The 12,535-nt window shown below is 45.9% G+C and carries 6 protein-coding genes; 4 read left to right on the forward strand and 2 right to left on the reverse strand.

Translation table 11 applies throughout. From position 1 onward, the window contains the following. Positions 1-313: 313 nt before the first annotated feature. Complete coding sequence (locus Q0954_RS16330; RefSeq protein ID WP_299458564.1) at positions 314-1,429, forward strand: LptF/LptG family permease; 1,116 nt, start codon at positions 314-316, stop codon at positions 1,427-1,429. Between the two features lie 344 nt (positions 1,430-1,773). Here Q0954_RS16330 and Q0954_RS16335 read toward each other — a convergent pair whose 3' ends face one another. Both Q0954_RS16335 and Q0954_RS16340 read right to left on the reverse strand, forming a co-directional pair. Further along, positions 1,774-7,023 (reverse strand): PKD domain-containing protein, encoded by a 5,250-nt coding sequence (locus Q0954_RS16335; RefSeq protein WP_299458565.1) that lies wholly within the window; start codon positions 7,021-7,023, stop codon positions 1,774-1,776. 151 nt (positions 7,024-7,174) lie between these two features. After that, positions 7,175-7,351, reverse strand: a complete 177-nt coding sequence (locus Q0954_RS16340; RefSeq protein WP_299458566.1) for a hypothetical protein — start codon at positions 7,349-7,351, stop codon at positions 7,175-7,177. 221 nt (positions 7,352-7,572) lie between these two features. Between Q0954_RS16340 and Q0954_RS16345 the strand changes: the two genes are divergently transcribed. The 3 genes from Q0954_RS16345 (at position 7,573) to Q0954_RS16355 (ending at position 12,531) form a co-directional block, all read left to right on the forward strand. Beyond that, positions 7,573-9,144, forward strand: coding sequence for a choice-of-anchor D domain-containing protein (locus Q0954_RS16345; protein WP_299458567.1), 1,572 nt, complete (start codon positions 7,573-7,575; stop codon positions 9,142-9,144). A gap of 296 nt (positions 9,145-9,440) precedes the next feature. Then, entirely contained in the window at positions 9,441-9,863 is a 423-nt protein-coding gene (locus Q0954_RS16350) for a lipocalin family protein (RefSeq protein WP_299458568.1), read from the forward strand. A 223-nt stretch (positions 9,864-10,086) separates the two neighbouring features. Continuing rightward, a complete protein-coding gene (locus Q0954_RS16355) occupies positions 10,087-12,531 on the forward strand; it encodes a hypothetical protein (protein WP_299458569.1) in 2,445 nt (814 codons plus the stop codon). Positions 12,532-12,535: the final 4 nt, after the last annotated feature.

Below are 12,535 nucleotides of genomic sequence, written 5' to 3' on the forward strand. Positions count from 1 at the left end.
AATAATGCAAATCAATTGAATTTGTTCAAAAGTGTCTAATTGTCAACCCAAGGTCAACCTATTTCAGGCATGGACAAGTGTTTTACTCAAGGCAAACTTGTGGCTTGTTGCTAAAAGCTATGAGTGACTAGCTATCAGCTTCAGGCGACAAGTGTTTTACTCAAGGCTTGAACCACAGCTTTAAACTTGTGGCTTGTTGCTAAAAGCCTGAAGCTATTACTTCCTTATATTTTTCTCTGGAATATAGAAATGAGCCAAAAAGATTAGAATTTTCGTTCTATATTTGAAAGTTGGCAATTATACAATTAAAATAATGCTCAAAAGGTTAGACAAGTATATACTTAAGAAGTTTTTAGTTACCTTCTTTTTTGTGGTGATTATATTAATCTCTATTATAGTAATCATTGATATTACCGAAAAGATTGGGGACTTTAACAAGATGGATCAAACGGTTTGGCAAATCTTTACGAAGTATTACCTCAACTTTATTCCTTACTGGGCAAACTCCCTCAGCCCTATCCTCATATTTATAGCTACAGTATTTGTAACTGCCCGCCTTGCCACTCATACCGAAATCATTGCTATTTTGAGCAGTGGCGTAAGTTTTAAACGTATGCTGGTGCCCTACCTGCTGGGCTCTTCACTGATAGCAGTGCTCACCTTTTACCTCATTGGGTGGGTGATACCCAAAGCCAACCGGGTAAGGCTCAAGTTTGAAAATACCCACATCAAAGACAAGTTCTATTTTACTGACCGTAATGTGCACTTGAAAATAGCTCCCAATACCTTTGCTTACATAGAAAGCTACGACAATACCAGTCATGTGGGCTACAAATTTACTCTCGAAAACATCAGTGGCTTTGAGTATGACGGCAAAAAACAACAGAAAAAATTAAACAGTAAAGTAGAATGCCGACGCATATTGTGGGACAAAGACCGCAAAAAATGGGTCATGGAAAACTATAAAATTACGGAGTTTAACCAAGGGGATTCTCTCAACTATAAGATTACTTACGGGCAAAGCCTGGATACTTTGATGAATCTGAAACCATCAGATTTTGAAAGCAAGTACATGTTCAATGAACAGCTTACGTCTGATCAGCTGGAAGCCTACATTGCTGAACTGAAGCAACGGGGGGTAGGCAAACTGGAAACTTATCTGGTAGAACGTTATGAGAGAATGGCCTATCCTTTTGCCGTAATTATTCTCACTGTAATTGGAGTGATTGTGTCGAGCCGTAAAACCCGTGAAGGTGCAGGTTTACAAATAGCGGTAGGCTTTGGGCTTGCTTTTATTTATGTCATGCTGATTATGGTAAGCCGGAGTATTGGTAAAAATGGTGAGTTGCCTCCCTTGGTGGCCGCCTGGATGCCCAATATCTTATTTGCTTTGATTGGTTTATTTATGTACAAACGAGTGCCTAAATAGCATTTATACTTGGAACGGCATGGTTAACCGAAACCTGGTTATTCTAATGGTTGTTGTACCGATATACATCGGTATTCAAGCTCTCCGCTCATTGTTACGCTTCGCTTAATGGCATAAAATGGTTGTAACGGGATGCAAGCACGCGATGCGGTACAAAGATTGGAACCTAAAAACGGTTTTTTATCCCATTCACAGTATATTTACTCTAATTGCCCAGTTTTATTAAAAGTCTACCGACTGCACTAAGAAACCTGGCAGGTATAATCAAAAAAAATCCCGGATAAAGCCTGTACTTTATCCGGGAATCAATGCCTATCGTTTTTTAATGTAGTGCTTATTTACACTTAGTGCTTTTCAAAGCGTCGTTGCACCGTAAACTGGCGGTTGCTCAATTTGATAATATACACTCCGGAGGCAAGGTCGTTTACCCTCAATGACCACTGACGACTACCACGCGTCCAACGTCCTTGTTTGACCGTTTGCCCCGACACATTCACTACCTCCCACTTGATGTCCTCGGTAAGGCTTTTGGTAGACCCATTGGCAGGAAAGGAGATGTTTAATTGATCGGCAGCCGGGTTAGGAAATATGCTCCATTTACCCGCTTTCAAATCATCTACAACACCAGTGACCTGATTTTCATCATTGACATCGTTTTCACGACCGTTTGCCAGCACATCGCTTACCTCTGCCTGGTATATTTCTTTGGTTTCATAATCTGCCACAAACACCACCACCCGTAGGTTGTTGGGCGAAAGCCCTGTTACAGCGCTGTAGTTCCAGGTTTCATTCAATGTTTGGCTATTGCCTACCACCCAAGACTGCGCCCGGAAGGTACCTGCTGCATCAGGCAACATTTTGCGCACCGCATTGTAGTAGTTATTGCCCTCAATGTTAATGGTGTCTTCTATTACGGCAATGTGCATCACCACCTTGCGGTCAAGTGCTTCGATGGCGTTTACAGTAGCCGAAACGGTCAAAGTACCATTGGTAGCTGTAGCCTGGCTTATATTAATTAAGAAAGGAGCCGCGCGTAAAGTACGCTGAGCAAAAGCCGTGTCTACCCAGGTGCCCACATAACTCCCGGTAATTGACTCATCTCTTACTTGCCCGTCAAGGGTAGGACGAGGTACTTCACGTATGCCGTAATGAAACGCCCGACCACTGGGGTCTTTTGGGCTTTGGTTATTGATAGCGTCGTTGCCCGGAAAAGCCGTATGGTAGTGAATATTAATCGCCTCGGCTTTGCTGTTGGCATAGGCATGGGTAGTGGCATCCAAGGTAGCGGCGTTGGTTACAGCCTGATTGATAAAGTACTCCATCAACACCAGGCGGTTTCGGTTATTGACTTGGAAATTGTCAAAAGCAAACCCATCGTATTTTACGTCGGGGTTATTGTCGGCGTTGCTGCCAAAAGCCACCCTAAACCTTACGATGCGGTTGGTTATGTTTTCGGCAATCATTTTTTGCAGCACAGCATCTAAGCCAAAACGCGCCCTTTTCCACCCCAGGGTAGTAATTGTGCTTTGGGCATTGCCCGACCAACCTTGCCCATCGCCGTTGGAGGTAGTAAAGTCATCGCCTGGCTTGCCCAAAATAGGTTTGGTATTGTACCAGTCTAATCCTTGATTTTGCTCCCCTACCCTATGCCAGGTAGCTCCATCATCCACGGTATACAACAATACCACCCCGTCGCCTCCCCGGTCGGTATCCGACCAGTAATCAAACGATACCATGGGGCGGTTCAAGGCATTGATGTCAAAACAAGGGCTTTCTACATACGATTGCTCGTTGGCGTTGTAATTGGCAATGGTATCTGTTTTAGCCGGGTTGTCGCTGTTATCGGTCACCCAGGCATTGCCTTTATCCGCCGGAATGTGTTGGGCAATCCCCGCTGGCGTTTTTACCTTCCAACTGGTACTGTCTTTTTTCAAGCCTGATACATCTACCCAACCGTGAGAAATCCAATTGGCGGCTCCTGAAGTAAAGTCTTGGATGTAAGGGGTATTGGGGCTTACGGCAATCACCGGGAAAATATCGATGCGCTTACGCAAAGTATAAGAGGCTATCCCATCTTTGGTGGTCACGGTGAGCGACACAGGATAAGTACCTGGGGCTGCATAACTATGCAGGGGATTTTGTACAGTAGAGGTATTTCCGTCGCCAAAGTCCCACGCCCAACTAGTCAAATCATCGGTAAGCGAAGTAGAGACATCGGTAAACTGGGTAGGTGTACCCAAACACTTGCCTTTAAAGGTAAAGTTTACATTATAGCTCTTGGTAATGGTAGCCTGACAACCCGAAGTATTGGCGATGACCACCTCGTAGTTATGAATCACGGTATTGTCGGGGCTGCTCAATGTTTTCAACGGATTTTGTGCCGCAGCACTCGTTCCATCTTTAAAGTCCCACGCCCAGCTGACGCTATTGGTAGCAGCAGAGGTATACTGCAGCTCAGGTTTGTCATAGTCTTTGGTGCTGGTAATGCGGATATTTTCCGGGGCAGGCACCACATTAAAACTCACCACGACACTGGTGTCTTTACAATTGTTGGCGTCTTCGTAACTGTAGGTGATTTTGTAAGTGCCTACGCCATTCAAATCATTTTTAGTATGGAAACTGGCAGAACTAAACTTATACTCAAACGAACTAGGCGCCTCTTGCCAAATACGAAACTCTCCATTGGCAGGTACTGGTGGGCTTTGGTTGTTTACCAGGCGAGTTAAAGCGACGTTGCCTTTGTCCAGACAAAAAACATCGCCATCGTTTATACCCGCAAAAGAGGCTTCTGAGGGCTTGTTGGTAGTAATGGTATAGGTCAGGCTTGATGAACACTTATTCAACCCGGTTTCTGCGTGTACAAAAGTCACCTCGTATTTACCCGCAGGCAAGGTGGTGATTTTTAACTGATCGTCGGGCAAGGTAGTTTCTACACTGGTGCCCAGGTTTTTTAGCTTGATATAATCTTGCGCGGTTCCTAAAGTTACCGTGTTGGCTCCTCCCCCTCCGGCTGGGGTTACCTTGGCCACCAGGCTAATGTCGTTGGTGTTGGTACAGTAAGAGGCATTGTTTGTAATGCCCTCTACTTCAAGCGTAGGAGTAGCCGTAATCACCAGGTCTTTTTCGGGGGTAGTAACAGCACAAGAGCCCACTGTATAGGTGTAATATACTTTGTAGGTTTTGCCCGCAGTAAGGGTACTTAAATTGATGCTATGGACTGCCGCACCAAGACTGGTAATATTGGCGCCATCTTTTATCGAAAAAGTTCCGTTTTGTGCTTCCAAAGCAGTAGGAGAACCTCCATTGACTGTAGGAGCCAACTGTAAGGTATTGCCAACCCCGTTGCAATAAGTGCTGGCAGCAATATTGGCAAAGTCTATAGTAGGAGGCGCCAATACTTGAATGGTAATCAGGGATGATTCCTTAGAACAAACATCGGTATGCGCAAACTTGATGCGGTGAGTGCCTACGCCTAACTGCTGAGGGTTAAAAGTATGGTTGATGTTGCTTATTTTGTTGCTGCTGTTGAGTACTGTAGTAAAAGGACCATTATCGGTGCTCAGATAAAACTGTACTTCTTTGGTAATAATGCTGCTTCGGTTTTTCAGGGTAAAATTAAAGTCGGTGCCTTGGTTGTTACAATAGCTAGTGGGCGCATTGGGGTCGGTAACAGCAATGCTGAGCTCTAAACCAGGGTAAATGGTGACTTGAGTAGACTCGTTTTTGACAACATTCGTGAGGGCGTTGGTAACCGTATGGCGGCAAACGTGGTTGGCAGTGACGTTGATGGTGACTACAGTAGGGGTAGTAATGGTGCCTACCGCCCCTGGGTTGAAGGTAAAAGTACCACTCGATGAATTGACACTGGTAATAAGCCCCGAAGTAGGCGAAGAAACCGAATAAGAAGAAGACTGGAGGGTATTCAGAAAAGCACAAGAGGCTGATATTTCAGACTTACCAGTATTTACTTTAGCCGCAAACGAGGTGTTTTCTTTGCAAATATTGATGGGCAAAGGGTCACTAGGACCGTTGTTTAGTTGAATCAAAGGCTCAAGCTCGGTGACGTCTATGTCAATATTGTCGGTGTTTTCGCAATTGGTTGTGCCGTTTTTGTAGGTATACACCACGTTGTAAGTTTGCCCGGTAGCCAGCCCGTTAGAGTCAAAAATATAGGTACTCGCCCCGGTTTGTTTTACCCCAGGCCCGGTAAATACACCTCCGGTGGGGTTTCCGCTAAGGGTAGTGGTGCTTCCGGTAGTTACCACAGTAGCGCCCGACGAGGCAGTGACTGTAGGTTTGGGGTGTACGGTAAAGTCCTGGTTGGGCGAAGAAGTTACCTGACAGCCCCCATTGGCGCCCGATGCGGTACCTACCACCCTCAAACTATAATTATTGGCAGGCAGGTTGGCTTTGGTAGTAAAGGTACCACCCGTGACGGTGCCCTCAGCGGCCGTGACGGTGGCAAACCCTGAGCCTTTGTCGATCTGAAAAACGTAGCTACTGGCTCCAGTAGCAGTGTAAGAGAGGGTTTCGCCCCGGCATATTTCGTTAGAAGCCGCATTTCTGATCAACGATACCGTAGGGGGTTCGTGCACGGTTACGGTCACCGTTTTGACCGCACTATAGCAACCATTGTGTTCGCGGCGGGCATAATAAGTAAGGGTAGTGGCGGTGGTGGGCTCTACCCCAATGAGGGCATTGCTGCCAATGCTTTCGGCACCATTTTGCACCAACACCTCGTTTCCGGTGGCCACTTGGTTGGTCAGGGCAAGGTCGGAGTACCAATTGGTGGTGCCCGTGCCTCCGTTTACGTTGAATTTGTCGGCGGCAGTAAAAGTAGCACCTACGCATATATCTACATTGGTAAGCCCGGTAAGGTTAAGATCGGCGGGGGAAGTTTTGGAGCCATAAGTAGCCAAAGGAGAAGCCGCAGACTCGCTCAAACCAGTAAAAACCCCATCGGTGGTGATGCCGCCGGGGTAGATTGCCTCGCTTGCCACTGCCGTAGCAGACAATGCCCTTACCTGCAAGCCCGAAATGGTGATGGCGTCTAGTTTGTCATTTTTTAACAAGTCAAAAGTAATGTCAAAATAATACATAGCTCCCGTATTAATGACCTCGGTAGTGCTGATAGACTTGATATTGGTGCCCGAGGTATTGGCAGCAACGCTTACCGAACCCGGTCCGGTTTTGAACTCAAAATTGGTGGTATTGGCGGTCCTTACCCTTAATACAACGTTCATAGCTAGATCAGTGTCATTGTTAGGGTTGGTATCCGTAAAACTATCGTTGGTGGTTTCGTAAATGGTGATGTTGGGCAGGGTGACAAACTGCCCGTCTTTGCAGAGGGCGGCGGTGCCGGTAAAGTCGGGTGCCGTAATGACCACATTGCCCGCGGCGGCGGTGGGTTTGAGTAGGGGTAAAAAATGGCCGGAGGGCAAGGCAGGCAGGTTAGGAGGGTTCACCACCTGAGGGGTTGCCCGCCACCAGGAAGACCGGATAGCCGGATGGGTTTGTAACCATAACCCTATGATGCCTGCCAGGGCAAGCAAGGTAAAAGATGCCTGTGTTTTGGATAAAGTCAACGTTTTCATAGATGTGTACAAAATAATAAACAATAAAGATGATTTAATAAATTGATTGCTTAAGGTGGTGGAACCCGCCCTCTTTGATGGGATTGGGTGACCAAAAGTAACCCCTTCTTTTTGAAGGAATAAAAAATTGAGGGGAACTACTTCAAATATACTACATTTGGGGCAATGAAACGGATAAAATTTCGCGGTTTTTATGGGCAAGGTAAGTTTTTAGCCAAACCTCTCCCATTGCCCTGCAAGGGCAGCCAGGGTAATGCAGGTGGGGCAACACCTGCTTTACTTCCTGGTTATCAATCAGTTGACTAACACCTACCCACATACTGACCATAAGTCAGTGTTTTTTGAGGGCGTGCCAGTACCACCTCCAGCCATGGACAAATCTGACCCAACCGCTTTGGCAATGCCTTAGCTAGGCGCAAATACCTGCCTAAGAGGTACTTAAGGCAGGTGGGCGTGTAAAAAAGCCAAAAAAAAGTATGAAATTTCGCGAAAGACGTATCTTTGTAGGTAGGAAACCAATTTTAATCAAACCTAAAATACTGACAAAGTATGCAACAAACACAATTCTACAACGCACAAAGGTTATGGAGTATCTTGATGGCACTCTGCCTGCTGGCTCCCCTGCAACTGACCGCTCAAACTGCCTTGATATTAAAAGATACTGTGGGCACTAAAATAGACGGCACGGGTGATGGAGAACTCAATGCCCCTAAAAAGATAGTCTTCAACGATGATGGTAGTTTTTGGGTGGTAGACGCAGGCAACGACCGGGTGCAAAAGTTTGACAAAGACGGCAAGTTTGTCACAAAATTTGGCACCCCTGGCGCGGGCAATGGACAGTTTAGCTCTCCTTATAGCATCACCAAAGATAGCCAAGGGAATATTTATGTGACTGATTCAGGCAATGACAATGTCCAAAAGTTTGACAAAGACGGAGGACATCTAAAAACATTTGGCGGCAATGGCACTACAGACGGGAAATTTGAATCTCCCAGAGGCATTGTGATAGACGCTTCAGGCAATATCTATATAGCCGATGGACCTAACAACCGCATCCAGAAGTTTGACAAAGACGATAATTTTGTAAGTAAGTTTGGTACTGCAGGTACAGGAGATGGGCAGTTTGACTTCCCAGACGAAATGGCGATGGATGCAGACGGCAACCTGTATATAATAGATAGGAATAACAAAAGGGTGCAAAAGTTTGACAAAGATGGAAAATACCTAGCTCAATTTGGTGGCGCAGGCACCACCGATGGCAAATTTGATAATATTCAAGGAATTGCCATTGACAAAGACGGATTTATATATGTAGGCGAAGGCGGTACCAGAGACATTATTCAAGTATTTGACAGCAATGGAAACTTTAAGACCAAGTTCAACTCTAACAATGAGGCAAACGGCAACAAAGTAGAAACCCACCTTACCTTTGATGCCAACGGACAATTATACATCAGTGAAACTATTGGAGACAGAATCAGAATCATGGCGCCCGCCCAAGAAATCAACCTCAAAGCAGGCACGACTGCAGTAGCTTCGGGAAGCACGGTAGATTTTGGCAGTGTGGTGGTGAGCCAGTCGAGCGATAAAACTTTCACTATTGAGAATTTGGGCGGCATAGATTTGACTTTGAGTGGTACTTCGGGCAGCCAGGTGGCAGTGAGTGGTACCAATGCTACTGACTTTGTGGTGACCCAAACCAGTGTAACCGATAAAATTACTGGGTTTAGCAACGTTACGTTTAGCGTAAGCTACAAGCCTGCCGGGTTGGGCGCCAGCACCGCAGCTTTGACCATTAGCAGCAACGATGCCGATGAGGGTACGTATACGATCAACCTCACGGGCACTGCTACCAGCAATGTAACCGGGGTAAGCCCCGACTTGAAAGAGGGCATCTTGACGGTAGGCCCTAACCCTACCCAGGGCAAGCTGCACTTGAGCATTGAAGGCAAGGCTTCGGGCAATATCAGCTACCAGGTAGTAAATATGCAAGGACAAACTGTAGCAAAGGGTGCTCCACGTAAGGGAAGCATTGATATGGGCTCGTTGCCTGCGGGTAATTATGTGTTGCTGTTGCAAATTGGCGATGAGCAGGTGGTACGTAGAATTCAAAAAAAGTAGGCTAAATTATATTATATGGTTATATGGTTTTATGGTTCGCGAAGCGGGGCTTTTTATACTAGGATTAAAGTGATTTTAGGATTTACAGGATTAGCTGAAGCTGAGCTCAGCACAGCAAAGCTGTAGCTTCGATTGATTAATGTTGGTATTCAGACAATTAGTCAAAATCCATCCTCAAAACCATTTTTGTTTAAGTATAACAGTAAAGCCACGGACTTCTGCCGCAAGTTGCTACTTGAAGCTTGTTGCTTAAAGCTTGTAGCTATAAAAACTATCACCCAAAAGAAATTTAACTCATGAAAAGAACACATATATTTTTAGTTTTGGTGGCAATGGTTGCCGTATTTTCTCAAAGTTGCAAAAAGAAGAATGACAACCCCGCCCCTACCATCGAAAACCCAGAGTTGCTCAAAGCCTGGAAAGTAAGCCAGGCGTTGGAAGGCACCCTGGACGTAACGGCTGAGTTTAGCCAATACCGCCTGACCCTTGCCGATGATGGCACTACCAAAAGCTATACGTTGGTAGACCGCACCGGCACCTCTAGTACGGGTACCTGGGCTTTGTCTACCGACAAAACCACCCTCACCCTTACGCCTGCCAGCGGCACCGCGGTTACTTATAGTTCGGTGAGCTTTAGTGCGTCTGAGCTGAAGTACCAGGGCAGCACTACAGGCAAAGGTGGTTCGGTGACCATTAACTTTGTATTGGTACCCGCCTAAACCAGGCTTTAGCCAATCACCAGGCATTTGAACCCATGACACCGCCCTTCTCAAAATAGAGGAGGGCGGTTTTTTATTGCCTTATTTTGGAGTAAAATAGTTGACATTATAAACATTTTGTTTACATTTGAAATATATACAACCACACTTATGAAATGCCGTACACAAAACCAAGGTTCGGAAAGAAATATTTATCTTTACATCAAGCACTATACAATAAGTTATGAAACAAATACAAAACGAACAAGATCAAACACCGCAAAACCAGGCACCCCAACAACAGCGTCGTACTGATGACTCTCATAGAAGTAAGCACAAGCCCCACAAGGCAAAGCAACGCCCGATAGACAGGAGCAAGCCCAAGCCTCACCAAAGCCACCAGCAACCCGTGGGCACCAGCGACTATACCCAGCAGAAAGAAGAGCAAGGGCAAATGCCGGTAAAAGGCGACTTGAAACTGCTGAACTGGAAAGTAGCCGAGCGGCCATTGGGCAAACACTGCAAACTATCGGTAGACTGCGCCATACTATATGCAGGCAAACCTTCGGTAGAGTATGGCATACTCAAGTCGAAAATGGGGAGCGCAACCGTGGCTGAAGCCAATATGAGTAAAAAAGGAGCCGCTTTGGGTAAGTATTCGCGCAAACTGCTCGAACTCGACCTCAGCAATGGAGGCGTAATACTGGCAGATGGGGTAACATTAAGTGCGGGGATCAACCTGTTTGAGTTTAAAACTTCGCTCAGCGATATAAAAGGACTCAAGTCTAAAAATAACAAAATAGGCAAAGGAGTAGCAGGCATGGGGTTTGACATGGACTTTGCCAGTTTGTCTATCAAGGCAGCCTGCGAAGTAAGCAAGCAAACCCAAGGCAATGGATTGGTACGCCTGATAGCAGGTATGCCTGGCATAGAGTACGCCGTTGCTCACGACTTGCCCCTGAAGTTTCAGGTGGAGTTTAAGTTTTCGTTGCTGGGACCCGACCTGGATTTGCTCAAAAAACAAAAGCAGCTCTACAATGCCCTTGACAAAAAAGCTACAGAAGTAGAAGGGCAAGCTCAACAACTCGAAAGGGTGAAGCAACAACAAAAAAACAACCAAAAGCTGCGCAAAAGAATAAGAAACCTGGAACGCAAGGCCGCCCAAATGAGTAAAAATGACCAAAAGGCCATTGCCACCTATAGAAAAGAACTAGAAGCCTTGAACAAAGAGTATGCGGAGTTTGTAAAAGCCCGCCAACATACTGCCCTGCTCGACACCAAAGGGGTGCCCTTGAAAGACCGCCCCGCCAAAACCATCTATTACGACAACCCCCACATAGGCAAAACCACCACCGAACAAAGCCAGTTTGTAAAAGGGCAAATACAAAAACTTGAGCAACAAAAAGCCACCAACAGCGCCAGCCTAAAACGCTACGCTGGACTAGGCGATAAACCTCCCAGCATACAAGCACTTACTGCACAAGGCAAAGTCATTAAAGCAGAAATTGCCCTTGAAAAGGCCAAGCTCAAGCAGCTCACTACCGAACTGAACCAAACGGCTAAAGAAATAGCTGAAGTGGGTGCCAAATACGAAACCAAGCTGGGGCGTAGGTTGGGCAAAGATTTGATGGCCAAGGCCGGACGCAGGTTGGCACAACTCAACCTGATAGCCGAAGTAGTAGAAGCCCTGGCGTTTTTGCTGGCTTGGGCAATGGCTCCCGAAAGACTGACTTCTATATTTAGCGGTAAAAGTTCGTCAGACGGCACTGCCTTGCTTACCTTGATGGTGCAAGACCGCATGGAAGGCGACAAAACCCATAGCGTAAACGGCACCACCGACATACGCAAATCAAGCCAACACGGTACCAGCAAAGAGGTGCTGGGCGGAGTCACCACCGACAACCCCAATGCCCACCGCAACGACAAGGGCAAACGCAAAATCGTGTTTAACAAAAAAGCCGAAGAACAGAAAAAAGCCAATGGCAAAATAACCCAATTACTAAAAATACTGGACACCCAACCCCAGGCAAGAAAATTATGGGGTGCCATGTTAGCAAATGCGGTATTGAAAGGGCAACATACCTCGCTTATGAAAGAATTTACTGCGCAACACGCCCACGAATTGGTACGTATTGCCCAACGGTACGGCAACAAACTCGACCTTATAGAAGTAACGAACAAGCATAACCGAGCCACTACCGACAAAGGTACTACCATGGACGACTACTTGGCGAAGCTAGAGGGGGTTTGTGCCCGCACCCTGGACCCTACCATAAAAAAGGGCCAAGAAGATAACCCCAAGGTAGACCGCGAAAACCAACACGTGGTGCATGATAAAGGGCTGGAGAAGGAGAAAAAGCCTTTAACAGGAGAAGCGAAAAAAGGCAGAAGTATATCTAAAAACACTGTCAATTATAAACCTAAAGGTCGTTACATCATAGAAGGAGTAGATAAGTCTTCTTATGCTATAGATTCAGAGCTTATCCTTAGGTTTTATGGTACTTACCACGGACAAAAGGCAGATTTTAATGGTATAAAAGTAGTAGTGGTAGAGTCACCTCGAACAGTGAAAGGCACACGTTATGTAAGAGTTAAATTTCCCTATGATCAGGAAGTGGTAATTCAAAAAATCAATAAAAGCGTTTACTTTACCCCCGATTTAGGCAGTTTTTATGTGAAAATTAATTAACCCA

Origin of the sequence: uncultured Microscilla sp. (genome assembly GCF_947493425.1) — a bacterium.
GTDB lineage: Bacteria > Bacteroidota > Bacteroidia > Cytophagales > Microscillaceae > Microscilla.